The organism is Paraburkholderia elongata (assembly GCF_013177735.1).
GTDB lineage: Bacteria > Pseudomonadota > Gammaproteobacteria > Burkholderiales > Burkholderiaceae > Paraburkholderia > Paraburkholderia elongata.
In genome coordinates this window covers 1-26,337 of record NZ_WOEZ01000180.1, presented here as the reverse complement: position 1 = coordinate 26,337, position 26,337 = coordinate 1, and the positions used below count along the sequence as shown (strand labels likewise).

Annotated in this window: 24 protein-coding genes and 1 pseudogene; 16 read left to right on the top strand and 9 right to left on the bottom strand. The window is 62.6% G+C overall.

Annotated features, from left to right (window positions below; translation table 11 throughout):
- Nucleotides 1-15: 15 nt before the first annotated feature.
- The 5 genes from GNZ13_RS30460 to GNZ13_RS30440 all read left to right on the top strand — a co-directional run bounded on the left by GNZ13_RS30460 (nucleotide 16) and on the right by GNZ13_RS30440 (nucleotide 4,155).
- Entirely contained in the window at nucleotides 16-732 is a 717-nt protein-coding gene (locus GNZ13_RS30460) for an SURF1 family protein (protein WP_172171510.1), read from the top strand.
- 72 nt (nucleotides 733-804) lie between these two features.
- Complete coding sequence (locus GNZ13_RS30455) at nucleotides 805-1,467, top strand: SCO family protein (RefSeq protein WP_172171508.1); 663 nt, start codon at nucleotides 805-807, stop codon at nucleotides 1,465-1,467.
- Nucleotides 1,468-1,498: 31 nt separating this feature from the next.
- A complete protein-coding gene (locus tag GNZ13_RS30450; RefSeq protein ID WP_172171572.1) occupies nucleotides 1,499-2,608 on the top strand; it encodes a COX15/CtaA family protein in 1,110 nt (369 codons plus the stop codon).
- A 6-nt stretch (nucleotides 2,609-2,614) separates the two neighbouring features.
- Nucleotides 2,615-3,520 carry a heme o synthase gene (gene cyoE / locus GNZ13_RS30445; protein ID WP_172171506.1) on the top strand — a complete coding sequence of 302 codons (906 nt, stop codon included), beginning with the start codon at nucleotides 2,615-2,617 and terminating at the stop codon, nucleotides 3,518-3,520.
- 5 nt (nucleotides 3,521-3,525) lie between these two features.
- A complete protein-coding gene (locus tag GNZ13_RS30440) occupies nucleotides 3,526-4,155 on the top strand; it encodes an SCO family protein (protein ID WP_172171504.1) in 630 nt (209 codons plus the stop codon).
- Between the two features lie 66 nt (nucleotides 4,156-4,221).
- Here GNZ13_RS30440 and GNZ13_RS30435 read toward each other — a convergent pair whose 3' ends face one another.
- Nucleotides 4,222-4,512, bottom strand: coding sequence for a YciI family protein (locus GNZ13_RS30435; RefSeq protein ID WP_172171502.1), 291 nt, complete (start codon nucleotides 4,510-4,512; stop codon nucleotides 4,222-4,224).
- 275 nt (nucleotides 4,513-4,787) lie between these two features.
- Between GNZ13_RS30435 and GNZ13_RS30430 the strand changes: the two genes are divergently transcribed.
- Nucleotides 4,788-6,353 (top strand): methyl-accepting chemotaxis protein, encoded by a 1,566-nt coding sequence (locus GNZ13_RS30430; RefSeq protein WP_172171500.1) that lies wholly within the window; start codon nucleotides 4,788-4,790, stop codon nucleotides 6,351-6,353.
- A gap of 175 nt (nucleotides 6,354-6,528) precedes the next feature.
- Complete coding sequence (locus tag GNZ13_RS30425; RefSeq protein ID WP_172171498.1) at nucleotides 6,529-7,341, top strand: MetQ/NlpA family ABC transporter substrate-binding protein; 813 nt, start codon at nucleotides 6,529-6,531, stop codon at nucleotides 7,339-7,341.
- 93 nt (nucleotides 7,342-7,434) lie between these two features.
- On the opposite strand, the gene GNZ13_RS30420 is transcribed toward GNZ13_RS30425, so the two are convergent.
- Nucleotides 7,435-8,361: a bifunctional helix-turn-helix transcriptional regulator/GNAT family N-acetyltransferase gene (locus tag GNZ13_RS30420; protein ID WP_172171496.1), complete on the bottom strand. Its 927-nt coding sequence runs from the start codon at nucleotides 8,359-8,361 to the stop codon at nucleotides 7,435-7,437.
- Between the two features lie 373 nt (nucleotides 8,362-8,734).
- Here GNZ13_RS30420 and GNZ13_RS30415 point away from each other — a divergent pair, with 373 nt between their 5' ends.
- From GNZ13_RS30415 to nagE, 5 genes are all read left to right on the top strand, one after another.
- Entirely contained in the window at nucleotides 8,735-9,469 is a 735-nt protein-coding gene (locus GNZ13_RS30415) for a GntR family transcriptional regulator (RefSeq protein ID WP_120297531.1), read from the top strand.
- A gap of 85 nt (nucleotides 9,470-9,554) precedes the next feature.
- A complete protein-coding gene (gene nagA / locus GNZ13_RS30410) occupies nucleotides 9,555-10,658 on the top strand; it encodes an N-acetylglucosamine-6-phosphate deacetylase (RefSeq protein ID WP_172171494.1) in 1,104 nt (367 codons plus the stop codon).
- Nucleotides 10,651-11,658: an SIS domain-containing protein gene (locus GNZ13_RS30405; RefSeq protein WP_172171570.1), complete on the top strand. Its 1,008-nt coding sequence runs from the start codon at nucleotides 10,651-10,653 to the stop codon at nucleotides 11,656-11,658. The genes nagA and GNZ13_RS30405 overlap by 8 nt, the downstream gene beginning before the upstream one ends.
- Before the next feature lie 38 nt (nucleotides 11,659-11,696).
- Complete coding sequence (gene ptsP / locus GNZ13_RS30400; RefSeq protein WP_172171492.1) at nucleotides 11,697-14,261, top strand: phosphoenolpyruvate--protein phosphotransferase; 2,565 nt, start codon at nucleotides 11,697-11,699, stop codon at nucleotides 14,259-14,261.
- Between the two features lie 97 nt (nucleotides 14,262-14,358).
- The gene (gene nagE / locus GNZ13_RS30395) at nucleotides 14,359-16,140 is read left to right on the top strand and encodes an N-acetylglucosamine-specific PTS transporter subunit IIBC (RefSeq protein ID WP_172171490.1); all 1,782 of its coding nucleotides are present in this window, start codon (nucleotides 14,359-14,361) and stop codon (nucleotides 16,138-16,140) included.
- Between the two features lie 146 nt (nucleotides 16,141-16,286).
- On the opposite strand, the gene cydX is transcribed toward nagE, so the two are convergent.
- From cydX to rpoH, 5 genes are all read right to left on the bottom strand, one after another.
- Nucleotides 16,287-16,403 carry a cytochrome bd-I oxidase subunit CydX gene (gene cydX, locus GNZ13_RS30390; protein ID WP_172171488.1) on the bottom strand — a complete coding sequence of 39 codons (117 nt, stop codon included), beginning with the start codon at nucleotides 16,401-16,403 and terminating at the stop codon, nucleotides 16,287-16,289.
- Between the two features lie 28 nt (nucleotides 16,404-16,431).
- Nucleotides 16,432-17,568: a cytochrome d ubiquinol oxidase subunit II gene (cydB, locus tag GNZ13_RS30385; RefSeq protein ID WP_172171486.1), complete on the bottom strand. Its 1,137-nt coding sequence runs from the start codon at nucleotides 17,566-17,568 to the stop codon at nucleotides 16,432-16,434.
- A gap of 34 nt (nucleotides 17,569-17,602) precedes the next feature.
- Nucleotides 17,603-19,192 carry a cytochrome ubiquinol oxidase subunit I gene (locus GNZ13_RS30380; protein ID WP_172171484.1) on the bottom strand — a complete coding sequence of 530 codons (1,590 nt, stop codon included), beginning with the start codon at nucleotides 19,190-19,192 and terminating at the stop codon, nucleotides 17,603-17,605.
- On the bottom strand, nucleotides 19,182-19,442 hold the full coding sequence (cydP, locus tag GNZ13_RS30375) for a cytochrome oxidase putative small subunit CydP (RefSeq protein ID WP_172171482.1): 261 nt from the start codon (nucleotides 19,440-19,442) through the stop codon (nucleotides 19,182-19,184). The genes GNZ13_RS30380 and cydP overlap by 11 nt, the downstream gene beginning before the upstream one ends.
- Before the next feature lie 353 nt (nucleotides 19,443-19,795).
- Entirely contained in the window at nucleotides 19,796-20,731 is a 936-nt protein-coding gene (gene rpoH / locus GNZ13_RS30370) for an RNA polymerase sigma factor RpoH (protein ID WP_172171480.1), read from the bottom strand.
- Between the two features lie 361 nt (nucleotides 20,732-21,092).
- On the opposite strand from rpoH, the gene GNZ13_RS30365 reads away from it, so the two are divergent.
- Together GNZ13_RS30365 and GNZ13_RS30360 are read left to right on the top strand one after the other, a co-directional pair.
- Nucleotides 21,093-21,656: an acyloxyacyl hydrolase gene (locus tag GNZ13_RS30365; RefSeq protein ID WP_172171478.1), complete on the top strand. Its 564-nt coding sequence runs from the start codon at nucleotides 21,093-21,095 to the stop codon at nucleotides 21,654-21,656.
- Nucleotides 21,657-21,699: 43 nt separating this feature from the next.
- Nucleotides 21,700-22,083: a nuclear transport factor 2 family protein gene (locus GNZ13_RS30360; protein WP_172171476.1), complete on the top strand. Its 384-nt coding sequence runs from the start codon at nucleotides 21,700-21,702 to the stop codon at nucleotides 22,081-22,083.
- 132 nt (nucleotides 22,084-22,215) lie between these two features.
- Here the strand turns inward: GNZ13_RS30360 and GNZ13_RS30355 are convergent.
- Nucleotides 22,216-23,199 (bottom strand): annotated as a pseudogene (locus GNZ13_RS30355) (2-isopropylmalate synthase); the annotation flags it as partial.
- A gap of 340 nt (nucleotides 23,200-23,539) precedes the next feature.
- Nucleotides 23,540-24,511, bottom strand: a complete 972-nt coding sequence (ybiB, locus tag GNZ13_RS30350; RefSeq protein WP_172171472.1) for a DNA-binding protein YbiB — start codon at nucleotides 24,509-24,511, stop codon at nucleotides 23,540-23,542.
- Between the two features lie 254 nt (nucleotides 24,512-24,765).
- Between ybiB and GNZ13_RS30345 the strand changes: the two genes are divergently transcribed.
- Together GNZ13_RS30345 and maiA are read left to right on the top strand one after the other, a co-directional pair.
- Nucleotides 24,766-25,464: a fumarylacetoacetate hydrolase family protein gene (locus GNZ13_RS30345; RefSeq protein WP_172171470.1), complete on the top strand. Its 699-nt coding sequence runs from the start codon at nucleotides 24,766-24,768 to the stop codon at nucleotides 25,462-25,464.
- Between the two features lie 25 nt (nucleotides 25,465-25,489).
- Nucleotides 25,490-26,134: a maleylacetoacetate isomerase gene (gene maiA, locus GNZ13_RS30340; protein ID WP_172171468.1), complete on the top strand. Its 645-nt coding sequence runs from the start codon at nucleotides 25,490-25,492 to the stop codon at nucleotides 26,132-26,134.
- The last annotated feature ends 203 nt before the right edge of the window (nucleotides 26,135-26,337 follow it).

Sequence of the window (26,337 nt, the reverse complement as noted above, 5' to 3'; positions counted from 1 at the left end):
GTCGGAGCGCGTTCGATGAAGTTCCGCCCCATTCCCGCGCTGTTGATTTTGCTGGTGATTGCGGTGACCGTGCGGCTCGGTTTCTGGCAGCGCGACCGCGCACATCAGAAGGAAGCGCTCGAAGCGCACATCACGCAGTTTGAAGACGCGCCCGCGCAGCCTGTCAGCGCTACGCCGGTTGAACTGAAGGACATCGAATTCCATCGCGTGAAGGCGCGTGGCAGTTTCGTCGCAGACAAAGTCGTCTATCTGGATAATCGCCCGTATAACGATCAGCCGGGCTTTTACGTCGTGATGCCTTTTAAACTGGCCGACGGCGGTTATGTGCTGGTCAATCGCGGCTGGCTGCCGCGCAACATGAACAATCGCGAGACCATCGCGCCGTACACCACGCCGCAAGGCGAGATCGACATCGAAGGCATTGCGCGTGCCGATGCCTCGCGTGCTTTCGAGTTGGGGCAGGGCGGGTCGGCCGCGCATCAGACGATCCGCCAGAATCTGGATACGGCGGCCTACGCTGCGGAAACCGGGCTGCCGTTGCAATCGTTCGTGATCCAGCAATTGAGCGACGACGGTGACAAGCTGGTGCGCGACTGGCCAGCGCCGACGAGCGGCGTCGAGCGCAACTATGGCTACATGTTCCAGTGGTGGGGCATGGCGGCCGCGGCCCTCGTCTTCGGCCTGTACGCCGCGCGCCGCGCCGCAAAGAAAGAGCACGCGCCGAGCGCGTAACGCATCGCCTGCGGTTTCCCGTACCCCGAACAGGGGCCTCGAAGCCGCGCAATCATTGAAAGAGGTCCTGTAGTGTCGACGCAATCTCCCCGTTCGCCGCAAGCCGGCAAATCCGCAGCTCCGAAAGTGATGCCTGGTCAACCCAATGGCGATGGATCGTGGAAGCGTGGCCGCTGGATGCTGCTGCTGCTGGCGTTCATCTGCGCCGCGCCGATCGCCGTGTCGTATTTTGTTTATTACGTGGTCAAGCCGGCCGGCGGCAGCACGAGCTACGGCACGCTGGTCGAACCGCAGCGGCCGATTCCCGATTCGCTCGTTGTCACGGGTGAAGACGGCAAGCCGCTCAAGCTCGCGTCGCTGCGCGGCCACTGGCTGATGATCTCCGTCGACAACAGCGCGTGCGACAAAGCCTGCGTCACCAAGCTGTACTTCATGCGACAAATCCGCGCAGCTCAGGGCCCGGAACGCGAACGAGTCGTCGAAGTGTGGCTGCGCACCGATGCAGGCAACGTGTCCGACGTGATACAAAAGGCCTATCCCGACACCGACATGCTGATCGCCAACCCGGCGCAGGTGTCCGCATGGCTGCCGACCGATACCGGCACCCAACTCACCGACCACATCTACATGGTCGATCCGAACGGCAATCTGATGATGCGTTTCCCGAAAGATCCGAACCCCAGCAAGATCAAGGGCGACGTGACCAAGCTGCTCAAATGGTCGAGCATCGGCTGATGCCGCAACTAGGGTAAGAAAGATGTCCGCATTGCAACTTCTGCAACTGGCCCTGATCGGCTTGTGTATCGCGTTGTTGCCGCTGTCCTATGTATGGGTCAAGGCCGACGACAATAAATTCCGCAAGCTGGTGTGGCTCACCACCTTCCTGACGCTGGACCTGGTGATGTTCGGCGGCTTTACGCGTCTCACCGATTCCGGTCTCGGCTGCCCGGACTGGCCCGGTTGCTATGGCACGTCGTCGCCATTCATTGCGCACGCCGCGATTACCGCCGCGCATCAATTGATGCCCACCGGCCCGGTCAGCATGACCAAAGCCTGGATAGAGATGATCCACCGTTACTTCGCGATGGCGATCGGCGTGCTGATCATCGCGCAGACCTTGATTGCATGGACTGCACGTATCAAGCGCCGTCCGCTGCATGTGTCGCCGTGGTGGCCGACTTCGCTGCTGCTGCTGATTCTCGTGCAGGGCGCATTCGGCGCATGGACCGTGACCATGAAGCTGCAACCGATCATCGTGACGACCCATTTGCTGCTCGGCCTCGCGTTGCTCGGCACGCTCGGCTGGCTGGCGGCGCGCCAAACGCCGCTGCCGGCTTATGAGCCCGAAGCCGCGCGCTGGCGTGCGGCGGCGATCGCCGGTCTCGTGCTGCTGATCATGCAGATCGCTTTGGGCGGCTGGGTCAGCACCAACTACGCGGTGCTCGCCTGCACGGACTTTCCGACCTGCAACGGCCAATGGGTCCCGCCGATGGACTTCACGCACGGCTTCCACTTGTGGCGCGCGCTCGGCATGACCGGCGACGGCGACATGATCACGCAAGATGCGCTGGTCGCAATTCACTGGACACACCGCACGTTCGCGATCGTCGTGGTCGCGTATCTGGCGTGGTTTGCGCTGAAACTGCGCCGTTTCGAGTCACTGCGGCGGCCGGCAAACGGCGTGTTGCTGGTGGTGTTGATCCAGTTCATCACCGGCCTGTCGAACATCGTCCTGCAATGGCCGTTGCCCATTGCGGTCGCGCATAACGGGGGGGCCGCCATCCTGCTGCTTCTGCTCGTTATGTTAAACTTTCGAATCGCTTATAGCCGTCCCGGCCGCGCCGTGTTGCCTGCGCGCGATGCCGCGCCAGCGTGACCCCACATGGACAGCACAACACTCTCCCAAACGCCCGGTAGCCGGGTCTCCCAGTACATCGCCCTGACGAAGCCGCGCGTCACGCAGCTCGCTGTGTTCTGCGCAGTCATCGGCATGTTTCTGTCGACGCCCGGCATGGTGCCGTGGACCGTCCTGATCGGTGGCACAGTCGGCATCTGGCTGCTGGCCGGTGCGGCGTTCGCCATCAATTGCCTGATGGAACAGAAGATCGACGCGAAGATGCGTCGCACGTCGTGGCGGCCGTCCGCGCGCGGCGAAATTACGACCCCGCAAATCCTGCTGTTTTCGGCCGTGCTCGGCGGCCTCGGCATGTGGACGCTCTACACGTTCGCCAATCCGCTGACCATGTGGCTCACGCTCGCCACCTTCGTCGGCTATGCGGTCATCTATACGCTGCTGCTCAAACCGGCCACGCCGCAGAACATTGTGATCGGCGGCGCGTCTGGCGCGATGCCGCCGGCGCTCGGTTGGGCCGCCGTCACCGGTCATGTGCCGGGCGACGCATGGATTCTCGTGCTGATCATTTTCGTGTGGACGCCGCCGCATTTCTGGGCGCTCGCGCTGTATCGCCGCAAAGACTACGAAAACGCCGGTCTGCCGATGCTGCCGAACACGCACGGCGAAAAGTACACGCGCCTGCATATTCTGCTGTACACCGTGATCCTGTTCGCGGTCACGATGATGCCGTTCATCTCAGGCATGAGCGGCGTGGTGTACCTCGCGGCGGCAGTGTTGCTCGGCGCCGTGTTTCTCGCGTATGCGTGGAAGATCTATCGGGAATATTCCGACAACTTGGCGCGTAAGACCTTCCGTTACTCGATCGTTTATTTGTCGCTGCTCTTCGCCGCGCTGTTAATCGACCACTATGCGCGCGTCGTGATCGGCGCGTAACACCCATGCTTACACAACGCTTCGTGCGGGCGGCGCGTTCCGCCGCGCGTGTCACCCTGATCGCTTGCGCACTCGGCGGCGCGCTGCTGGTGGCGGGCTGCGGCAAGCAGCCGCCGGCGTTCCAGAACCTCGACATCACCGGCAACACGCAATTCGGGAGCAACTTCTCGCTGCCCGACACGTCCGGCAAGGTCCGCACGATGGCGGATTACAAGGGCAAAGTCGTAGTGCTGTTCTTTGGCTACACGCACTGCCCGGACGTCTGCCCGACCACGATGGCCGAGCTCTCGCAAGCGCTCCAGCAACTCGGCCCGGAAGACGCAAAACGCGTGCAGGTGCTGTTCGTCACCGTCGATCCCGACCGCGACACGCCGGCCCTGCTTGCGCAATACGTGCCGGCGTTCAACCCGACGTTCGTCGGCTTGCGTCCGGCGGACCAGGTACAACTTACCAAGATCACGAAAGACTTTCGCGTCTACTACGCGAAAGTGCCGGGCAAGACGCCCGATAGCTACACGATGGACCACACGGCGGCGAGCTATGTGTTCGACACAGACGGCAAGCTGCGTCTGTTCGCGCGCGACGGCCAAGGCGCCACGCCGTGGGTGCACGATATCAAGCTGCTGCTCGATTGATACATTGATGCAGGCGGGCGCGTGCATCTGCCGCGTGCCCGTATTCAATTTCCTTCGCTGTTGTCCTCAAGCCGGCATCGGCAAATTCATTCCCGGCGCGAGCCGCGTCGTCTTGAACTCCGTCACCTCGTAACGCGCGAGCTTCTGTTCGGCGAACGGGTCGCTGGCGAGAATCTCATCCAGCTTATCGCGCTCGATGCGCACCGCCAGAATGATGCCGCCGTCGCGCGGAACCTTCGGCCCGGCGGCCACGAATACCCCTGCTTCGAACTGTTTTGTCAGAAATGCGCGATGCGCTTCGAGTGCGTCGTCGATCCGTTCGAGCGATGCGGTGTAGGTGAGATTGATGACGTACATGAGCGTTCTCGTAAGTGATTGAACGGGCCGCATGGGTTCGCGGCATTGGCCTTGATTATCTGTCACCGGACGATTCGTTGCGCACGCTCAACCTCAGCACATCTCTTTTTCCGGCCGTCGTTTCCTTACAGCCTGCCTCAAGTTGAGCGGCTGCCATGCCGATATACCTGAGGCAATCGTTTGCGCGCCAGGCTGTCAGCCCCCTCGCACAGCGCGAGCGGGCGGCGACGCCGGCCCGCAAACAGAACACGAATCACACGAGAGAGACCACAACAATGAGCAGGATGAGTTTGAATCGCAAACTATGGCTGTCGCTCGCGCTCGTCTGGCTGGGGCTGCTTGGCGTCGGGCTGTGGAGCGCGGTCGAAACGCGCAGCACGATGCTGGCCGAGCGCAAGGCGGGGATGGTGAACCTCGTTGACGCGGCGCAGGGCATCGTGAACGGCTACTACGCGCTTTCGCAGAGCGGCAAGATGAGCGAGGCCGACGCACAGCGCGAAGCGCTCGCACGCCTCGCTACGATGCGCTACGGCGAATCCGGTTATCTGTTCGTGATGGACTCGAAGCCGGTCGTGCTGATGCACCCGACATTGCCGCAAATGGTCGGTAAACCCGTCGGCGATTTCAAGGACCCGGACGGCAAGCTGCTGTATGTCGCGATCGTCGACGCCGCCAAGTCGAGCGGCCGCGGCTTCGCGCAATATCGCGGACGCTTGCCGCACAGCGAAACCGCGGTGCCGAAAATCAGCTATGTGGTGCGTTTCGCGCCGTGGGACTGGAACATCACAAGCGGTGTGTTCATCAAGGACATCGACACGGTCTACCACGAAACGCTGCTGGGCCACCTGCTCGTCGTGCTGGTCATCGGCGCGATCATTTCGCTGGCGATGGTGCTGATCATCCGCAACGTGCGCGCGAGTCTCGGCGGCGAGCCGGACCAGGCGGCGCGCCTTGCCGCGAGCATCGCCAGGGGCGATCTCACGCAGGTGGTCGACGTTCGTCCGCAAGACAAGACCAGCATGATGGCGGCCATGCACGACATGCAGATCCGTTTGCAACGGACCATCGGCGAGATTCGCCACTCGGCGGAATCGATTGCCTCGGCGACCCAGCAGATCGCCGCGGGCAACGGCGATCTGTCACAGCGCACCGAGCAGCAAGCGGCCTCGTTGCAGGAGACGGCGGCGAGCATGGAAGAGCTCACCGCGACGGTCAAGCAGAACGCGGACAACGCGCGCCAGGCGAGCGGTCTGGCGCACAGCGCATCGGAAATCGCGATGCGCGGCAATGACGTAGTCAGCCGCGTGATCGGTACGATGGGTGAGATCAACGACAGCTCGCGGCAGATCGCCGACATCATCGGTGTGATCGAAGGCATCGCGTTCCAGACGAACATTCTGGCGCTGAACGCGGCGGTCGAAGCCGCGCGCGCCGGCGAGCAGGGCCGCGGCTTTGCGGTCGTCGCCGGGGAAGTGCGCAACCTCGCGCAGCGCTCGGGAACGGCGGCCAAGGAGATCAAGCAGTTGATCGGCGCGTCGGTGGAGCGCGTGCACAACGGGTCGACGCTGGTCCAGCAGGCCGGCACGACGATGGGCGAAATTCTGCAAGCGGTGCAGCGCGTCACCGACATCATGGGTGAGATCGCGGCAGCGTCCGAGGAGCAGAGCAGCGGCATTTCGCAAGTGGGCCGCGCGGTCACGCAGATGGACGAAGTGACGCAGCAGAACGCGGCGCTGGTCGAACAGGCGGCGGCTGCCGCGGCGTCATTGCAGGATCAGGCGGGGCGTCTGCGTGACACGGTCAGCGCATTTCGCGTGAACGGCGCCGCGCAGGGTGCATAACGATATGCGATCGTGATATTTCCCATCTCGCCGGGCATATGAGACCATTTGCGGTCCAGTTGGCGGCGCACTGCCAGGCGCACTGCCAGGCGCACTGCCGGGAGCGCGCAACCGCAGCAGCGCTGCCGCCGGCTTCCACCCGAATCTGACATCGATCAGAAAAAGCGAGAATTACATGCAGCGCAGAAACATCCTTAAAGCCCTTTCGGCAGTGATCGCCGGTGCGGCTATCGTCACCAGCTTCGGCGCACATGCCGACGACAAGGTCATCAAGGTCGGCACCATCGGTGGTCCTGATGCGCAAATCTGGGAAGTCGTCACGAAAGTGGCGAAGCGCGAAGGCCTGAACGTGAAGGTCGTCGAATTCAACGACTACGTGCAGCCGAACGCCGCGCTCGACGCAGGCGATCTGGACGCCAACAGCTTCCAGCACCAGCCGTACCTCGACAGCCAGGTCAAGCAACGAGGCTACAAGATCGTCAATGCCGGTCTGACGTACATTTCGCCGCTAGGTATTTATTCGAAGAAGCTGAAGTCGCTGAAGGATCTGGCGCAAGGCGCGAAGATCGCCGTGCCGAACGATCCGTCGAACGAGAACCGCGCGCTGCTGCTGTTGCAGGCGCAAGGTGTGATCAAGCTGAAGGCCGGCGCGGGCACGAACGGCAATAACGCAACGCCGCTCGACGTCGCTGAGAATCCGAAGAAGATCAAGCTGGTCGAGCTGGACGCAGCACAACTGCCGCGCTCGCTGTCGGATGTCGATGCTGCCGCGATCAACACGAACTTCGCGCTGGCAGCCGGTCTGCAGCCGACCAAAGATTCGATCGCGCTTGAAGACATTCACAGCCCGTACGCTAACCTGATCGCCGTGCGCGCGCAGGACAAGGACAAGCCGTGGGTCAAGAAGCTGGTCGCGGCTTACCAGTCTGAAGACGTGCGCCAGTTCATCAAGACGCAGTTCAAGGGTTCGGTGGTGCCGTCGTTCTAAGCGATAGCCTTCAACAACCTGCGCCGCAAAACGAAAACGCCACGGTTGCAAACCGTGGCGTTTTTTTCATGCGCCGCGCATTCGTTAGCGGGCCTATAACTCCAACTCCCATCGCTCGATCATCAGATCCTTGCCGAAGCGCCGCTCCGCCGTCGTGCAGGCGAGCTGGAAGCCGGCGCGCTCGCATAGCCGGCGCGGCTCCTTGAGCGTGTTGGCCGTGGTCAGCGTGAGTTTTGTGTAACCCGCGCGTCGCGCGAACCGCACGCATTCGCTCATCAATTGCGTGCCGATGCCAAGACGCTGCACGTCCGGCTCGACCCACAACAGCCGCACGCCTGCCACGGTCGTCGAGACCCCGACGATGCACACCGAGCCGACCACCATGCCTTCCTGATCGGCGACCCAGCACATCTCGCGCACCGGATCGCTGCGCTGCGAGTAATCGGCGACGATGCGCGCGAGCAAGCCTTCGAACGATTGATCCCAGCCGTGTTGCGCCGCGAACCACTGCGCCTGCCGGTGCACGAGCCAGCCGCAGTCACCGGCGCGTGGTTGCCGAAGGATCACGAGTTCGTGCTTCGGCTTGCCGTCGAGCAGCCGCTCGATCACCTTCATCGCGGTGATCAACTGTTCCTGTGAGAGTGCCGTCAGGCCGTTCAGCAGCACCGATACTTCTTCGATTGCTGCCATATCGAGCGGTGCGTAGGCCGCGTGGCCGTTGTCGGTGAGGGCGATCAGCGACTGGCGCGCATCCGAGTCGGACGGGCGCCGTGTAATCAGATTGCGTCGTTCGAAGCTGGTCAGAAGGCGGCTGAGGTAGCCGCTGTCGAGACCGAGACTGCGCCCGAGCACCGAGGCCGTCTGCGCGCGTCCGCGGGACAGTTCATGCAGAACGCGCACTTCCGTCAGCGAGAAGGCACTTTTTGCCAAATGCTCGTGCAGAGCGCCGATGTGCTGCGTATAGAAGCGGTTGAAATGGCGGACGGCCTGAGCGCGCCGCAGCGCCTCGGAATCTGTCAAATGCTGCTCCCCGGGGAATTTTTATGGCTTGCTACCCAGCACTATATTGGAAGGCATCTCTTTAAAAAAGCCGCGCGGGGAAGGGGTGCATCAAAGTGGTATCAGAAAGGTATCGATTTCGGGGCATCCCGTCAGCCGGGTAGAGAACCAATGTGGACCACGCAGATGCTGCCCGGCATCTCGAATACGGGTAAATCCCGATCCCTGTAAACTGCCCTCCCAAGCCCTCAAATCACCTCCTGACGCTTATCCAGCAAGGTTTTCCGCGAATCTATACCAGCATAGGACCAGTCGATTGACTGGTATTATGTTGGTTATATAATGGGCTCTCATTTTCGTAGGCCACACTCTTCAAGACGACCGCCGGAGCCCCATGGAAACTCGCTGGTCCGCACTGATGCCTGACGCTCGCAACGTCACGCCGCTCTATCTGCAGCTTGCGCGCAATCTGGCGACGGCGATCCACTGCGGCGTGTGGTCGGCGGGCGAAGCGCTGCCTTCGGAGCGCACGCTCTCTGATGCGATCGGTGTGTCGCGCATCACCGCGCGCAAGGCGATCGAGCTGCTGGTCGAGCAAGGCCTGATCCGGCGGGCGCGTGGCGCGGGCAGCTTCATTACGCCGCGCGTCGAAGACCCGCTGTCGCGGCTCACCGGTTTCACGAAGAAGATGCAGCAACGTGGTTTCCGGCCAGATTCGGTGTGGCTCGAGCGCGATATCCGCGCCGCCAACCGTGATGAGCTGGTGCACCTCGGCCTGTCGCCCGGTGCGGCGGTGGCGAGTCTGCGGCGCCTGCGGCGCGCGGACGGCATCGTGATGGCGGTCGAGCATTCGGCGCTGCCCGCGGCGATCGTGCCCGATCCGCAGGCCATCGGCGTGTCGCTTTACAGCTATCTCGAACAACGTGGCGCGGCCGTCGTGCGCGCCTTGCAGCACTTTCGCGCGGTCAATGCTTCGAGCGAGATCGCCTCGTTGATGGATATCGAACCGCGCTCGGCGCTGCTGGTCATTACCCGTATCGGGTATAGCGCGGACCAGCGTGCGATCGAATTGACCGACACCTATTGCCGCGACGATTACTACGATTTTGTCGCTGAATTGCGCACCTGAAATAAGACGCGTGGCCCGCCGTCACGTGCGGCGTTATTGAGCGCAATTCAGTCACACCCCGCATTACGCCTCACCAGAGAGACTCATGCTGACCGGAAACATACTCACCACCGATGGGTGGATTCACGGCACGCTCGAATACGAAAACGGCCGCATCACGGCGCTGACCGGCGAACGCGCCGATCCGTCGAAGAACGACGCGCCGTACATCCTGCCTGGCTTCATCGATCTGCACGTGCATGGCGGCGGCGGCTCCGACGTGATGGAAGGCGGCGACGCGATCGAAACCATCACTCGCACGCATGCGCGTTACGGCACGACCAGCCTGCTCGCCACCACGATGACCGCGCCGCGCGACGAGCTGATGAGCGTCGTCGCGGGTCTGGGCAACAACGCGCGCATCCGCACGCCAGGCGGTGCGCGCGTGCTCGGCGTCCATCTGGAAGGTCCGTATATCAACCCCGGTAAGCTCGGCGCGCAGCCGGACGCAGCCGTGTCCGCGGTGATGGACGAAGTGCTGAAGTACCTGTCGATCGCGCCGATTCGAGTGGTCACGCTGGCGCCGGAAATTGCCGGCCACATGGAGATCATCTCCGAGATGGCGGCGCGTGGTGTGCGCGTGCAGCTCGGTCATTCGCTCGGCACCTACGACGACGCCGTCGCCGCACTCAAGCACGGCGCGTGTGGCTTCACGCATCTGTTCAACGCGATGTCGCCGCTGCATCACCGTAATCCCGGTCTTGTCGGCGCCGCGCTCGCGCACGCCGAATTCGCCGAAATTATTCCCGACTTGCTGCACGTCCATCCGGGCGCGATCCGCGCCGCATTGCGCGCGATTCCGCGTCTGTACGTAGTGACGGACAGCACCTCGGCTACCGGCATGCCCGATGGCGAATACCGCCTCGGCAGCCAGCATGTGACGAAGTGCCTCGGCGGCGTGCGTCTAGCCGACGGCACACTCGCCGGCAGCACCCTGACGATGGATCAGGCGCTGCGCAATCTCGTATCGATCGGCTTGCCGATCGCCGATGTTTCAAACCGTTTGTCGCGCTACGCCGCCGACTACCTCGGCATCGAAGACCGCGGCCGCATTACGCGCGGCGCGTGGGCCGATGTGGTCGTTTTCGATCGTGAACTGGCGTTGACCGCAACATACGTCGAAGGAGAATCGATTGTCGAATATGCTTAAAGAGGCGTTGGCGTCCGCTGAAACAGTCGCCGCGCAACTCACGGATACCTCGCGCGTCGAGGCGTTGGCGGCGAAGCTCGCCCAGCAACCGCGGCATGTCGCGCTGACGGTCGCGCGCGGCAGCTCGGACCACGCAGCGAGTTACTTCGCAAGCCTGACGATGAGCCGCCTCGGTCTGCCGGTCGCCTCGCTGCCGATGTCGGTCGCGACGCTCCAGCAAGCGCCGTTGCAGGTGCGCGATCAGCTTGCGCTGGCGTTCTCGCAATCGGGCAAGAGCCCGGATCTGGTCGGCACGATGGAAGCGTTGCGCAAGGCCGGCGCGTTGACGGTGGCCGCCGTGAATGCGCCGAGCTCGCCGCTGGCCGACGCTTGCGAATTTCACCTGCCGCTCATGGCTGGTCCGGAACTGAGCGTCGCGGCCACCAAGAGCTACATCGCCATGCTGTCGATCTCCGCGCAACTGGTTGCTCACTGGCAGAAGGACGACGCGCTGCTCGGCGCGTTGAACACGCTGCCCGACGCGCTGCAGGCCGCGGGCAAGCTCGACTGGTCGAAAGCGGTGGACGAACTGTGTGGCATCGAACGCATGATCGTGATCGGCCGCGGTCTGGGTCTCGCGATCGCGCAGGAAGCCGCGCTGAAATTGAAAGAGACCTCCGGCATTCAGGCCGAAGCGTTTTCGAGCGCGGAAGTGCGGCACGGTCCGATGGAACTGATCGATCGCGACTATCCGCTGCTGGTCTTCGCACCGCGCGGTCCCGAGCAAGCCGGCTTGCTGCAACTCGCCCACGACATGCAGGCGCGCGGCGCCCGCGTGCTGCTCGCCGCGCCGGACGACGTGCCGGAAGCGACGCTGCCGCTCGCCACCACCGCTCATGCGGCGCTCGATCCGATCGCCGCGATCCTGTCCTTTTACGTGATGGCCGCCGGCCTTGCCGCCGCACGCGGGCGCAATCCTGACGCGCCACGCCATCTCAACAAAGTCACCGAAACTCACTGACGAGAAATCAGATGCGACGTGTCGAGGAGTCCCGCTTGATGAGCCATTCTGAAGGCCATATTGTTTTGCTCGCGCCGATGACCGGTCCGGTCGTGCCGCTGGCGAACGTGCCCGACCCTGTGTTTTCGGGCGGCATGTTCGGCGACGGCATCGGCATCGATCCGCTCGAGGGGCGACTCGTCGCGCCGTGCGACGGCACCATCACCCATCTCGCGCGCACCGGCCATGCGGTCACGCTTGCGACAGCTGAAGGCGTGGAGATTCTGCTGCACATCGGCATCGACACGGTCGAGCTGAATGGCAAGGGCTTTGCGCCGATGGTCGCGCAAGGCGCCCACGTGCGCACCGGCGACGTCCTGATCGAATTCGATCAGGACCGGGTCGCGCTGAGCGCGCCGAGTCTCGTCTCGGTGATCGCGATTGCCAATTCGGATGCGTTCGAGATTGTCGAGCGTGCGCAGGACGGCATGCTGAAGGCAGGTGAAACGCCGTTGCTGATGCTGCGCGCTCGCGGCGGCGAGGCGGCGCAAGCAGCGCGTGACGCGAGTGCTACCAATGTGACCGAAGAATCCCGTCAGCAAGTCACGCTGGTCCACGCAGGCGGTTTGCACGCACGACCGGCCGCGCGCGCTCGTGAAGCGGCGCGCGGTTTCGATGCGCGTGTCGAAGTGCGTTACGAAGGGCGCAAGGCGGCGATCGAGAGCGTGGTCGGTTTGCTCGGCCTCGGCGCGGGCGAAGGTGCGACCGTCGAGTTGCTCGGCGTCGGTCCGCAAGCCCAAGCCGCGGTCGACGCGATCGCCCACGAATTGACGCGTGAAGCGCACGGCGAAGCTGAAGAAAAGCCGGCGCGGCAAAGCTCGCCGGCGCCGCAAGCGGTTGTGCACGCTGCGGGCGAAGCACTTGCGCCGAATACGCTCGCGGGCGTGTGCGCCTCGCCGGGCGTCGCGGTCGGCAAGCTGGTGCGTTGGGACGATGCGGATATCGATCCGCCTGAAAAGGCGAACGGCACGTCGGCGGCTGAAAGCCGTCTGCTCGACAAGGCGATTGCCACAGTCGACGCCGACCTCGGGACGACAGTGCGCGATGCGTCGCAACGCGGTGCGGTGGGTGAGGCGGGCATTTTCGCGGTGCATCGCGTATTGCTCGAAGATCCCACGCTGGTCGACGCCGCGCGCGATCTGATCAGCCTCGGCAAGAGCGCCGGCTTTGCGTGGCGCGAAGCGATCCGCGCACAGATCGCCATCCTGACGAATATCGAAGACGCATTGCTCGCGGAACGTGCCGCCGATTTGCGCGACATCGAAAAGCGCGTGTTGCGCGCGCTCGGTTATACGAACGCTGCGGCGCGGACGTTGCCGGAAGAGACTGTGCTGGTGGCTGAAGAGTTCACGCCGTCGGATCTGTCGTCGCTGGATCGCACGCGCGTCACCGCGCTGGTGATGTCGCGTGGCGGTGCCACTTCGCATGCGGCGATTCTCGCGCGCCAGGCCGGCATTCCGGCGCTGGTGGCAGTCGGCGACGCATTGCACGCGATCCCCGAAGGCACGCAGGTCGTGGTGAACGCCACCACCGGCCGTCTCGAATTCGCTCCAACCGAGCTCGACGTCGAACGTGCGCGTCTTGAGCGCAGCCGCCTTGCCGGCGTGCGCGAAGCGAACCGCCGCACGTCGCAACAGGCGGCAGTGACTTCCGATGGCCGCGCGATCGAAGTCGCCGCGAACATCGCCACGCTCGACGACGCGAAGACCGCCGTCGACAACGGCGCCGATTCCGTCGGCCTGCTGCGCACGGAGTTGCTGTTCATCCACCGTGCCGCAGCGCCGACCATCGACGAACATCGCCAGAGCTACCAGGCGATCGTCGATGCATTGAGCGGCCGCACCGCGATCATTCGCACGCTGGACGTCGGCGCTGACAAGGAAGTCGATTACCTGACGCTGCCGCCCGAACCGAATCCGGCGCTCGGCCTGCGCGGTATCCGCCTCGCACAAGTGCGCCCGGATCTGCTCGACGATCAGTTGCGCGGTCTGCTCGCGGTGCAACCGCTCGGCGCCGTCCGCATCCTGCTGCCGATGGTGACGGATGTCGGTGAATTGATCCGCATCCGCAAACGCATCGACGAATTCGCCCGCGAATCGGGCCGTACAGAACCGATCGAAGTCGGCGTGATGATCGAAGTGCCATCGGCCGCGTTGCTCGCCGATCAACTGTCGCAACATGCCGATTTCCTGTCGATCGGCACCAACGATCTGACGCAATACACGCTCGCCATGGACCGTTGCCAAGCCGACCTCGCGGCGCAGGCGGACGGCTTGCATCCGGCGGTGCTGCGCCTGATCGCAGCGACCGTGCAGGGCGCGAACAAGCATGGCAAATGGGTCGGCGTATGCGGCGCACTGGCGGGCGATCCGCTGGCCATGCCGTTACTCGTCGGCCTCGGCGTGACCGAGCTCTCGGTGGATCCGGTGTCGGTGCCGGGCATCAAGGCGCGAGTGCGCAACCTCGATTATCAGCTGTGCCGTCAACGCGCCCAGGATGCCCTGGCGCTCGAATCGGCGCAGGCGGTAAGAGCAGTGAGCCGCGAAACCTGGCCTTTGGACTGAACCCCACACGGTCCGCAACCAGCTTCGCATAGTCATTACGTATAGCTACAAAACTCAACGACGACAGTCGACAACGAGACAAGGATTGGAGGTGTCAATGGATGGGAATCCGTTTCTGAAGATTCAGCGCCTGGGTCGGGCGCTGATGCTGCCGATTGCAGTGCTGCCGGTTGCCGGCCTGCTGCTGCGATTGGGCCAGCCCGATGTGTTCAACATCAAGATGATCGCCGACGCCGGCGGCGCGATCTTCGACAACCTGCCGTTGCTTTTCGCAATCGGCGTGGCGGTCGGCTTCGCGAAAGACAACAACGGTGTGGCAGGTCTTGCGGGTGCGATCGGTTACCTGATCGAAATCGCGGTGATGAAGGACATCAACGACAAGCTCAACATGGGCGTGTTGTCCGGGATCGTAGCAGGTGTCGTCGCGGGCTTGCTGTACAACAAGTACAAAGACATCAAGCTGCCCGACTACCTCGCATTCTTCGGAGGCAAACGCTTCGTGCCGATTGCCACCGGCGTGGTCTGTCTGGCGATAGGCATTGTGTTCGGCTACGTATGGCAGCCGGTGCAAGGCGTCATCGATACGGCCGGCCATTGGCTGACAACCGCGGGTGCGCTCGGCGCGTTCGTGTTCGGCGTGCTGAACCGTTTGCTGCTCGTCACGGGGCTGCACCACATCCTCAATTCGCTGACGTGGTTCGTGTTCGGTAATTTCACGCCGCCGGGCGGCGTCGCGGTGACAGGCGACCTGCATCGCTTCTTCGCGGGCGACCCGACTGCGGGCACGTTCATGACGGGCTTCTTCCCGGTCATGATGTTCGGCTTGCCGGCCGCGTGTCTCGCGATGTATCACGAGGCACCGAAAGAGCGCCGCGCGATGGTGTTCGGCCTGCTGGCGTCGATGGCGCTTACCTCGTTCCTGACGGGTGTGACCGAACCGATCGAATTCAGCTTCATGTTCCTCGCGCCGGTGCTGTATGCGATCCACGCGCTGCTGACGGGCTTGTCGCTCGCAATCTGCTCGGCGCTCGGGATTCATCTCGGCTTCACCTTCTCGGCTGGCTTCATCGACTACGTGCTGAACTACGGCCTGTCGACCAAAGGCTGGTGGGCGATTCCCATCGGGCTCGTGTACTCGGTGGTGTACTACGGCCTGTTCCGCTTCTTCATCCGCAAGTTCAACATGGCGACGCCGGGCCGCGAACCCGCCGCCGAAGAAGAACAGATCGAGTCGTTCACGGCTGGCGGTTTTGTGTCGCCGGTGGCGGGCGCCGCCGTGCCGCGCGCACAGCGTTATATCGCTGCGCTGGGTGGTGCGTCGAACCTGTCGGTGGTGGATGCCTGCACGACGCGTCTGCGTCTGTCGGTGGTCGATGCCAACAAGGTCTCGGAAAGCGAACTGAAGACGATCGGTGCGCGTGGCGTGCTCAAGCGCGGCTCGACCAACGTGCAGGTGATCATCGGACCGGAAGCGGACATCATCGCCGATGAAATCCGCACGGTGATCGCGCAAGGCGGTGGAGATGCGGCGAAGCTGGTGGCTGCGGCTGCGGCTGCGCCTGCTGTCGCTGCGGCTCCTGTGGCGGCTGCAAGCGGTGCTCAAGGCGGTGCGCTCGACCCGGATCCGTTGCGCTGGCTCGCCGTGTTCGGCGGCGCGGGCAACGTCGTGTCGCTGGACGCTGTGGCGGCAACGCGTCTGCGGATCGTGGTTCGCGATCCGTCGGCGGTCGATCGTCAACGTCTGGCTACGCTCGATACGGCTTGGGTCTCGGCGGATACGTTCCATATCGTAGTGGGTGACGCAGCCCAGCGCTACGCCGCGCAACTGGCGACGCGTCTGTCGCCTGCAAGCGGCGGTGAAGCGCCTCTGCCTGCATGATGGAACGTTAAGGAGCGGCCTACGCCGCTCCATTCCCGCGCTTCTCTTCTGAAGACGCGGCAATAAAAAAGCGGCACCTTGAATCAGGGTGCCGCTTTTGCGTTTACCGGCTTGGACCTAACGGCGCTCGGCCGGCAACGGATGCATCAACGCGTCCTCTGCTTGCCCGCTTCTAAAGGCCGGCGCGATTCCAGCCACATCACGTTGATAATACCGAACGCCAACGCCACGCCAATGCCGAGAAGCCAACTGAAATACCACATCGCAAACTCCTGTTAATCGTATTCCTGATCAATACATCGTATGGTGATTTTCTTCGAGCGCCGCGGCGGTCACCTTGCCTCGCATCACGCGATACACCCAGCTCGTGTAGATCAAGATGAGCGGCAGGAAGATGATTACGGCGACCAGCATGATCTGCAGCGTCATGCGGCTCGAGGTCGAATCCCATACCGTGAGACTGCTGCGGCCGTCGAGCGAGGAGGGCATGATGAACGGAAACATCGAGAAGCCCGCCGTCAGAATCACACCGACGATCATCAGCGAAGTCGACAGGAAGGCACTCTTTTCAAAACGCGAGCGCGCCAGCAACAAGGCGAGTACGCCGCCGACGAGGCCGGCCACCGGCGCGATGACCATCCACGGATAGTTTGCATAGTTGGTGAGCCACAGGCCGGGTGCGCCGATCACGTTCTTCAGCAACGGATTGGCAACCGTGTCGAGCGGCGCGGCGTCGACGATCTGATAGCCGCCGATCATCGTGGCGATCAGTGCGCCGGCAAGCAGGAACAGCACGACGGTGGCGAGCGAAGCAATCCGCAGCGCCAGCGAAGCACGCCTGGCGACGACGTCGTCCGCTTTCATCTTCACGAAGGCTGCGCCGTGCGCGGCCAGCATCGACACGCTAACGAGCCCGCACAGCACGGCGAACGGGTTGAGCAGCGCGAAGAAACTGCCGTGATACGTGACGCGCAGATCGGTGTCGAACGAGAACGGCACGCCTTGCAGCAGGTTGCCGAACGCCACGCCGAACACCAGCGCCGGTACGAAGCCGCCGACAAACAGCGCCCAATCCCACGCGCTGCGCCAGCGCGGGTCTTCACGTTTGCTGCGGTAGTCGAAGCCGACCGGCCGGAAGAACAGTGAGAACAGCACCAGCAGCATTGCGAAGTAGAAGCCGGAGAAGGACGCGGCGTACACCAGCGGCCATGCGGCGAACATCGCGCCACCCGCTGTGATGAGCCACACCTGATTGCCTTCCCACGTCGCGCCGACCGTGTTCACGACGATGCGCCGCTCCGCGTCGGTCCTGGCGATGAACGGCAGCAGAATCGCCGCGCCCATGTCGAAGCCGTCGGTGAGCGCGAAGCCGATCAGCAGTACGCCGATCAACGCCCACCAGATCAGTTTGAGGGTTGCGTAATCCATGATGATCTTTCCCTTGGAACAGAGTGGCGGCGAATCATGCGGCCGTGTTGGTCGGCAGCGGCTGATTCAGCGGCTGTTCGTGGTGATAGCGCCCGGTGTGCAGCGACGAAGGTCCGAGTCGCGCGTACTTGAACATCAGCATGATTTCGATGATGAACAGCACCGTGTAGAACACGACGAAGCCGGCAATGCTCAAGTAGAGATCACCCGGCGTCAGGCTTGAGGCGGACAATGCGGTCGGCAGAATGCCGGCGATGGTCCACGGTTGACGGCCCACTTCAGCGACGATCCAGCCGAATTCTGCAGCAAGCCACGGCAACGGAATCGCCCACACGGCCCAGCGCAGGAACCAGCGGCGCTTCTCCAGCAGCAGGGAGCGCTGCGCGCAGAACCAGAAAGCCAGCACGAAGGTCGCAAGGAACAGGATGCCGAGGCCGACCATCAGGCGGAACGAGAAGAACACGGGCGCCACCGGTGGAATCGTCTTCTTGGCGGCCTGCGCGATCTGATCCGGCGTGGCATCGGTGACGTTCGGGGTGAACTGCTTGAGCATCAGGCCGTAGCCGAGGTCCTCCTTGTGTGCGTCGAAAGCGGCTTTGGCTTCGTCTGTGGCGTCGCCTAGCTTCAGCTTTTGCAGCGCGGCGTAGGCGAGCATGCCGTTCTTGATGCGCACTTCGTTCTGCGCCATCAGGTCTTTCAGGCCGACCACCGGTTCGTCGATCGAGCGCGTGGCGATGAGGCCGAGCGCGTACGGAATGCGGATTGCGTAGTCGGTGCGTTCTTCCTTCTGGTTCGGAATGCCGATGATCGTGAACGGTGCGGGTGCGGGCACCGTTTCCCATTCCGATTCGATGGCAGCCAGCTTGACCTGCTGAACTTCGCCGGTGCGGTAACCGGACTCGTCGCCGAGCACGATCACGCACAGCGTCGACGCCAGACCGAAGCCGGCGGCAATGGCGAACGAGCGCAAGGCGAACTCGGTATCGCGGCGCTTCAACAGATACCATGACGACACACCGAGCACAAACATCGAAGCGGTCACGTAACCGGCCGATACGGTGTGCACGAACTTTACCTGCGCGACCGGATTGAACAGCACCGAGAAGATACTGTCGAGTTCCATGCGCATGGTCTGGTAGTTGAAGGTGGCGCCGACCGGATTGTTCATCCAGCCGTTGGCCACCAGAATCCACAGCGCCGAGAGGTTCGAGCCGAGTGCGACGAGGAACGTGACGGCCACGTGCTGCACTTTCGAGAGCCGCTTCCATCCGAAGAAGAACAGGCCGACGAAGGTCGACTCGAGGAAGAACGCCATCAAACCTTCAACGGCCAGCGGCACGCCGAAAATGTCGCCGACATAGTGCGAGTAGTACGACCAGTTGGTGCCGAACTGGAATTCCAGCGTGAGACCGGTGGTGACGCCCATCGCAAAGTTGATGCCGAACAGCTTGCCCCAGAACTGGGTCATGTCTTTGTAGATCTGCTTGCCGGTCATCACATAGACGGACTCCATGATGACGAGCAACCAGGACAGGCCGAGCGTGAGCGGCACGAACAGAAAGTGATAAAGCGCCGTGATGGCGAACTGGAGGCGCGACAGTTCTACGACTTCGCTAACGGGCATGTTGACCACCTTGGGACGGATGCGAGGCAGGCGCGGACAGCAGCGCCTGCGCGACTTGTTCAGGCGGCAGCGACATATGCTCCGCCTGCGGATGATTGAAGAATGCGTACTTGAGCACCATCAGCAGTGCAAATTTGATGGCGAGGACGACGGCGATGTCCCGCGCCAGCGTCGGACCGCGAACCCATGCGGCGAGCCGTTTGCGCAGGCTCGAGCGAGGGTTGTTATTGCGATTCAGGGCTATGGTCATGATCGGTCGAAGGCGACTTCACGCCGGTGATTCCGGCTGGATCCAGGCCACCTGAGCGGTCTGGCGAGTTCATCCCGATTCTAGGAGCGATGACCTTGCGCGCGTAAGTTCGGCGCTGCGGCATTGGGTCGCGAACGTCACCCCGCGCGGACAGTATTGCTATGCGGTTTGTGATACGTCAAGAAACACGTGTTTGGTGGGCATGTTCTTGAGTGAGTGAGTGCGCGTGCGTCTGCGATTGAGCGCATGCATTGTCGAGTGGGCACAAAAAAGCCCTGCCTTCTTGCGAGGGCAGGGCTTTGCGGCTAGCCGGCGCGCGCCGGACGAGCCGGCACGACTAAAGGTTGTAAGCCTTACGCATATTCGCTCAATGCGCCGCGCATTTTCTTCATGGCGCTCGCTTCGATCTGGCGAATACGTTCGGCCGACACGCCGAATTCGTCGGCCAGTTCGTGTAGCGTCGAGCCACCCGAACCGTCGTCTTCCACCTTCAGCCAGCGCGCCTCGATGATGCGGCGGCTGCGGGCGTCCAGCGCCTCCAGCGCGCTCGCGATACCGTCGCTGTGCAGCTTGTCGCGCTGACGCGAAGCCAGCACGGCAGTCGGCTCGCTATGCGAGTCGGCAAGGTAGGCGATCGGCGCGTACGACTCTTCGCCGTCTTCGACCTGGCCCTCAAGCGCAATATCGCCGCCGGACAAGCGCGTTTCCATCTCGGCCACTTCTTCGCGCTTCACGTTCAGCTCCTGAGCGAGACCTTCGATCTCGTCCGGCGTGAATGCGCCCAAGCCCTGCTTGTGGCTGCGCAGGTTGAAGAACAGCTTGCGCTGCGCTTTGGTGGTGGCGACCTTCACCATCCGCCAATTACGCAGGATGTATTCGTGGATCTCCGCCTTGATCCAGTGCATGGCGTACGACACGAGCCGTACGTTCTGCTCCGGATCGAAGCGCTTCACGGCCTTCATCAGGCCGATATTGCCTTCCTGGATCAGGTCGGCGTGCGGCAGTCCATAACCGAGGTAATTGCGCGCGATCGAGACGACCAGCCGCAGGTGCGACAGGACGAGGCGGCGCGCGGACTCGAGATTGTCCTGCTCGCGAAGTTCGGTGGCGAACTGGCGTTCTTCCCCCGGCGTCAGCATCGGAATCCGATTGACGGCCTGGATGTAGGCGTCGATATTGCCCAGTTGACCGGGCAGCAGCGAGGAATGCGAGAGCGCCAGCGCACCTGCCGAAGCGGCCTTAGCCGACGACGGGCTCAAAGTACTCGGAAGGGTCATTGCATGGCTCACGTGGGAAACTCCTTTGGAATCAGACAAAAGCGTATTCAGTTAACGACTCCAGCGTTGGATGTTAGCACTCTGATTTGCCGAGTGCTAATACTTAGAGGTCGTAGGGGCATCCAAGTTCCGCAAAATCCTATTGAATTTAGGTTCTGATAGCAATTTAACACCTCTGCGGCCGATCCCGTGCAGGCCGTAGGATTTACCTAGCAAAGTGCCTACATTCTTATAAATGACCGATATTTTTCGAAATGAAAGTGACTAATTGCGAAAATTTAGCTTTCTCCATACGATCGGCCGGATGTACATTGTCTTTAAAATAAATGGGGCAGTGGTCCGCTGATCAACCTTCGGCTAGCTCGGGTGTCCAATGAAGAACAAAAAAAACGCGTTGCGTGGTCTGGCTCTAAAAGGCGCTTCGGCGGCTATTCTGTTCGGCGCTTCGGGACTGGCCGCAGCTGACCAGTTCGGCGTGCAGATTGCCGCCGGGCTGGCAGATAACCACATTAGAAAACTCGATCTCGGTCTGGTTTGGGATCCGAATCTGACGTGGTGGCAGATCGGCGATTGGCACTTTTCGCTGATCGGCGAGGCGCATGTGGCCTGGTGGCATACCAGCGAAGGGAATGTGCACGAGAACATCGGCGAAATCGGTGTGACGCCGATCATTCGGTTCATCGACGGAGCGGGAGCGATTCGCCCTTATATCGAAGCGGGGGCCGGTATCCGCCTCCTGTCGAGTCCGACAATCGCCTCTGACCTCAGGCTCTCGACCGCGTTCCAGTTCGCCCCCATGGTGGGCGTCGGCCTGCAATTCGGCAACCGCCAGCAGTACCAGGCGGGCTACCGCTTCCAGCATATTTCCAACGGCGGTATCAAAGAGCCCAATCCTGGTATAAATTTCCAGCAGCTATATTTGCAATATAACTTCTGACGACCGTGGCCACGTTCGGCTGACCGGTGCGAGGGGCTGAGCAATGGCGGCAAAGATAATCGAAGCGATTCGCGGGCTCGAGCGAGAGCGCTTTCGTGCGATGGTCGACGGAGACGGGCAGTCGCTCGATACGCTGCTCGCGGACAACGTGAGCTATGTCCATACGAACGGCAAACGCGAAACGAAGCGGCAGTTCATCGACGGTATTACCGCAGGGCGCCGCCGCTATCGGCAGATCGAGGTGCAGTCGCAAGAGGTGCTGCCGGTGGGGCGCGAGACCTGCGTCGTCACCGGCCGCGCACTGATCGAAATGGAAGCGAATAACGGGGCGCTGCTGTTTCCGATCGCGTACACGGCGATTCATACACAGGAAGACGGGCGATGGCGTCTGATTGCCTGGCAGGCGACGCGTTGCGCGATCGAGTGAGCCTTTTGAGCTCACTCCGTTTCGCTGGTTGCGCTTATTGAGCACCTTGTGAGCGCCTTGTGAGCACCTTGCGGGCGCTCAAGCCGCGACGCGCTGCAGATCCGCATCGCCCCACACCGGCCGCTCTGCCGCATTGCCTGCATACGGATGCCGCGGATGCACCGGAATCTGGTTGCAGCGCTCGACCACGCGCCGCACCGCATCGATATCGGAGAAGTCGAGGTCCGGGTCGATGCCCTGCGTGTAAAGGTTCATCGCGACCGTAACGAGATCCACGTTGCCGGTGCGCTCGCCGTTGCCGAACAGACATCCTTCGACCCGATCCGCGCCCGCCAGCAGCGCCAGTTCCGTAGCGGCCACGGCGGTGCCGCGATCGTTATGCGGATGCACCGACAGCACGATGCTGTCGCGATAGCCGAGATTGCGGTCCATCCATTCGATCTGGTCGGCGAACACGTTAGGCGTCGCGGCTTCGACGCTCGCGGGCAAGTTGACGATCATCTTGTGATCGCGCGTGGGCCGCCATGTCTGCGCCACTGCGTCGCATACTTCGCGAGCGTACGGGAGCTCGGTCGTGTTGAAAGTCTCGGGCGAATACTGGAACGTCCAGTACGTATCGGGCCGCGCTTGGGCATGTTCCTTGATGAGGCGCGTGCCTTCCACCGCCAGCGCCTTGATTTCTTCCTTCGACTGGTTGAAGACGATCTTGCGAAACGACGGGCAGATCGCGTTGTACAGGTGCACGATGGCGCGCGGCGCGCCTTCGAGCGACTCGAACGTGCGCGCAATCAGTTCGGCGCGTGAGGGCACGAACACTTCGATCGTCACTTCGTCGGGAATGCGCTTTTCCTCGATCAGTTTGCGGACGAAATCGAAATCGGTTTGCGAGGCCGACGGAAAACCGACTTCGATTTCCTTGAAGCCGATCGCCACCAGCATCTCGAAGAATTCGAGCTTTTGCGCAGCATTCATCGGCTCGATCAGCGCCTGATTGCCGTCACGCAGATCGGTGCTCATCCAGATCGGCGCCTGGTTGATCGTGCGGCTCGGCCATTTGCGGCCGGTGAGGCGCACAGCGGGGAAGGGGCGGTATTTGTCAGCGGGATTGCGCAACATGAAATTGACCCTCGCACTCAGTCCGAACGGTAAACGGACGAATGCAAACGACTACAGGTTGTGAAGAACTACGGTCGGGGGTGAAACGGGAACTGCGGAACTGCTTTGAGGACCGCGCTTTGGGCAACGAAAGCTGCCAACGCGCGGCGCTACGTCTGACTTACGCTAGACGTAGCGATAGGGGCCGCGCTAGGCGGCCGGAGGTAATTCGGAGGGTGTTCGGAAGGGAACGCATAAGTCTAATGTATGACGGCTCGTAGCGGCGTGTCAACCCGCGGCCGTCATATTCGGCGCGTGAATGCGACGCCGCAAGCGCGGCGTTGCACTCACGCTGCGCACGTTACACGGGCGTTTTCGCGACATCCACGATCAACTCCACTTGCCGTTCGATCGCACTCGGTACGGGCGCTTCGCCGCGCAACACGGCACCGATCCACGCAGCCGTGGTGGCGGCGTCGCGCGCTTCGGGCAAGTCGACTTCAGGTGCGTCGGGCGACGAGCGCTCGTGCGGCACACGCGTTTCGCAAATGCCGTCGTGCAGCCAATCCACTTGCACCTGGCGCCGCGTGTCGGCCACGGCTTCGCCTTCGGTGCCGCGCGCGAGCAGGGCGCCGCCTGCTGCGGCGTCCGGGTGCGTGTTGAACAGCTGCGTCAGACTGTCACGATACGGCGGATGCGTGTAGTTCACGAGCCGCAGCCCCGCGGGCGCGAACGGCTGCAGGATTTTCACGAGCGTATGCGTTGAATTGCGCACGCCCATCCGCCGGCGCAGCGAGAGAAGGCGCGCGAGCTTCGGTGCGAGGACGTCGATCGGCGCAAACGCGAGACGCCGCTCGGCGAGACCGTCTTCGATATCGGCGTGCGATTGCGCGTGCGGGATCTGCAGATGCGTGAAGATTTCGGCGCTCGTCACGCGGCCGGGATCTTCGGTGACGCCATGCATCAGCACCGGCACGCCCTCGCGCGCCAGCAGCAGCGCAAGCAGCGGCACCAGGTTGGGCTGTTTGCGCGCGCCGTTGTACGTGGGTATCGATACGGGCCGGAACGCGGCGTGCGGCAAATGAATCGGTTCGAACGACGCATGCGCGCCGGCCAGCATGGCGGCGAGTTCGTCGGCGGTTTCGCCCTTCACGCGATACGCGAGCAGCACGGCGCCGAGTTCGAGATCGGCCACGCGGCCGTCGAGCATCGCGCTGTAGAGCGCGCGCGTGTCCTCAGCGGTCAGGGCGCGGGCGCCGTTCGGGCCACGGCCGATTTCCTTGATATAGCGGGCGCAGGGGAATGGATTGGCGGTGTCGGCGGAGTCAGTCATCGGGCGCAGTGGGACGGGGTGGCGTGCCGCCTTTGGGCGGTCGGCCATGGTATTCAAAGGACACTATTCGGTGTGAGTATCGCATCTATGGCGATCTGGCGGACCGGCGATCCGGCGGTCCGGCGAGGCGATGCGCCGGGACCGCCGGTCCGCGCGCGCCTGTGCCGATCGGCTGCGCGGCGCTTTGCTGCGCGTTACACTCGATGTTTTATTGCCGCGCGGGCGCGGCGCACATTCAAAAAACGGAGAACGGGATGAGTTACGTATTTGCACCGGCACCGGTCGTCGCGGTGCCGGTCGTGGGGTCCAGTGAGCAGTTCGCGGTGCGTCGCATCTACTGTGTGGGCCGCAACTACGAGGCACACGCGCGCGAGATGGGGCACGATCCCGACCGCGAACCGCCGTTCTTCTTTACCAAGCCGGCCGATGCCGTGCTGTATGTCGCGCCTGGTGCGACCGGCGAATTCCCCTATCCGCCGCAATCGAAAAACGTCCACTTCGAGATGGAACTGGTGGCGGCGATCGGCAAAGGCGGCAAGAACATTCCGGCCGAAAGCGCGCTCGACCACGTGTACGGCTATGCGCTCGGTCTCGACATGACGCGCCGCGATCTGCAGGCCGAAGCGAAGAAGCTGGGCCGTCCGTGGGATACCGCGAAAGGCTTCGATCACTCGGCGCCGCTCGGTCCGATTCATCCGGTAACGACGGTCGGCCATGTCGGCAAGGGCGCGATCTGGTTGTCGGTGAACGGCGAGGAAAAACAGCACTCGGACGTTTCGCAACTGATCTGGTCGGTAGCCGAGACGGTTGCCTATCTGTCGACGCTGTTCGAACTGCAACCGGGCGACCTGATTTTCACCGGCACGCCGGAAGGCGTCGGCGCGGTGGTGCAGGGCGACCTCATGAAGGGCGGCGTGGACGGACTCGGCGAACTCAGCGTACGCGTCTTCTGAAGAGCGGTTGGGGGAGATACACGACATGAAGCTTTACAGCTATTTCCGTAGTTCGGCGTCTTATCGCGTGCGCATTGCGCTGAACGTGAAGAATCTGCCGTACGACTATGTCCCGGTGCACCTCGTGCGCGACGGCGGCGAGCAGTTGAAGCCCGAGTACCGCAAGGTGAACGTGGACGGCATCGTGCCCACGTTCGTCGACGGCAACGAAGTGATGCCGCAGTCGCTCGCGATCATCGAGTATCTGGAGGAAACGCATCCGGAGCCGCCGCTATTGCCCGGCACGCCGGCGGACCGCGCGTATGTGCGCTCGGTAGCGTTGCAGGTGGCGTGCGAGATTCATCCGCTAAACAATCTGCGCGTGTTGAAGTACCTGAAACACACGCTGTGTGTCGACGACGACGCGAAAGATGCGTGGTACAAGCATTGGGTCGAAGCGGGTTTTGCGACGCTTGATGCGCATCTTGCAGGCGATCCGCGCACCGGCAAGCTGTGCTTCGGCGACACCCCGACTTTGGCCGACGCCTGTCTGATTCCGCAAGTGTTCAATGCGCAGCGCTTCAAGGTCGATACAGCGAGGTTTCCGACGATTCAGCGCATCTACGATCACGCGATGCAACTCGACGCGTTCGCGCGTGCAGCGCCTGGTGTTCAGCCCGACGCGGAATGAGCCTGTGGTTTGAATGAAAAAAGGGCGCTCGAAAAAGAGCGCCCTTTTTGCTTGTGCCGCGACGAACGCTGTTGTATTTAACCTGAGATTCCGCCGCGAGATAGGCAAGTTTCCTTTGTGATTCAAGCGCCTGGCTTGAAGTCGGGGTTTGGTTTTCTGTCTACGGGCGGATCGCCTGGACGAGCGCGAGAGCACGTTCGTGC

Excerpts from the sequence above, each read along its gene's own strand:
- GNZ13_RS30460 (WP_172171510.1), top strand. The coding sequence starts at position 16 with ATGAAGTTCCGCCCCATTCCCGCGCTGTTGATTTTGCTGGTGATTGCG.
- GNZ13_RS30415 (WP_120297531.1), top strand. The coding sequence starts at position 8,735 with ATGGAAACTCGCTGGTCCGCACTGATGCCTGACGCTCGCAACGTCACG.
- cydP (WP_172171482.1), bottom strand. The coding sequence starts at position 19,442 with ATGACCATAGCCCTGAATCGCAATAACAACCCTCGCTCGAGCCTGCGC.
- ptsP (WP_172171492.1), top strand. The coding sequence starts at position 11,697 with ATGAGCCATTCTGAAGGCCATATTGTTTTGCTCGCGCCGATGACCGGT.
- GNZ13_RS30405 (WP_172171570.1), top strand. The coding sequence starts at position 10,651 with ATGCTTAAAGAGGCGTTGGCGTCCGCTGAAACAGTCGCCGCGCAACTC.
- GNZ13_RS30430 (WP_172171500.1), top strand. The coding sequence starts at position 4,788 with ATGAGCAGGATGAGTTTGAATCGCAAACTATGGCTGTCGCTCGCGCTC.
- GNZ13_RS30360 (WP_172171476.1), top strand. The coding sequence starts at position 21,700 with ATGGCGGCAAAGATAATCGAAGCGATTCGCGGGCTCGAGCGAGAGCGC.
- GNZ13_RS30425 (WP_172171498.1), top strand. The coding sequence starts at position 6,529 with ATGCAGCGCAGAAACATCCTTAAAGCCCTTTCGGCAGTGATCGCCGGT.
- nagA (WP_172171494.1), top strand. The coding sequence starts at position 9,555 with ATGCTGACCGGAAACATACTCACCACCGATGGGTGGATTCACGGCACG.
- GNZ13_RS30345 (WP_172171470.1), top strand. The coding sequence starts at position 24,766 with ATGAGTTACGTATTTGCACCGGCACCGGTCGTCGCGGTGCCGGTCGTG.
- cydB (WP_172171486.1), bottom strand. The coding sequence starts at position 17,568 with ATGGATTACGCAACCCTCAAACTGATCTGGTGGGCGTTGATCGGCGTA.
- GNZ13_RS30365 (WP_172171478.1), top strand. The coding sequence starts at position 21,093 with ATGAAGAACAAAAAAAACGCGTTGCGTGGTCTGGCTCTAAAAGGCGCT.
- maiA (WP_172171468.1), top strand. The coding sequence starts at position 25,490 with ATGAAGCTTTACAGCTATTTCCGTAGTTCGGCGTCTTATCGCGTGCGC.
- ybiB (WP_172171472.1), bottom strand. The coding sequence starts at position 24,511 with ATGACTGACTCCGCCGACACCGCCAATCCATTCCCCTGCGCCCGCTAT.
- cydX (WP_172171488.1), bottom strand. The coding sequence starts at position 16,403 with ATGTGGTATTTCAGTTGGCTTCTCGGCATTGGCGTGGCGTTGGCGTTC.
- GNZ13_RS30435 (WP_172171502.1), bottom strand. The coding sequence starts at position 4,512 with ATGTACGTCATCAATCTCACCTACACCGCATCGCTCGAACGGATCGAC.
- nagE (WP_172171490.1), top strand. The coding sequence starts at position 14,359 with ATGGATGGGAATCCGTTTCTGAAGATTCAGCGCCTGGGTCGGGCGCTG.
- GNZ13_RS30380 (WP_172171484.1), bottom strand. The coding sequence starts at position 19,192 with ATGCCCGTTAGCGAAGTCGTAGAACTGTCGCGCCTCCAGTTCGCCATC.
- cyoE (WP_172171506.1), top strand. The coding sequence starts at position 2,615 with ATGGACAGCACAACACTCTCCCAAACGCCCGGTAGCCGGGTCTCCCAG.
- GNZ13_RS30440 (WP_172171504.1), top strand. The coding sequence starts at position 3,526 with ATGCTTACACAACGCTTCGTGCGGGCGGCGCGTTCCGCCGCGCGTGTC.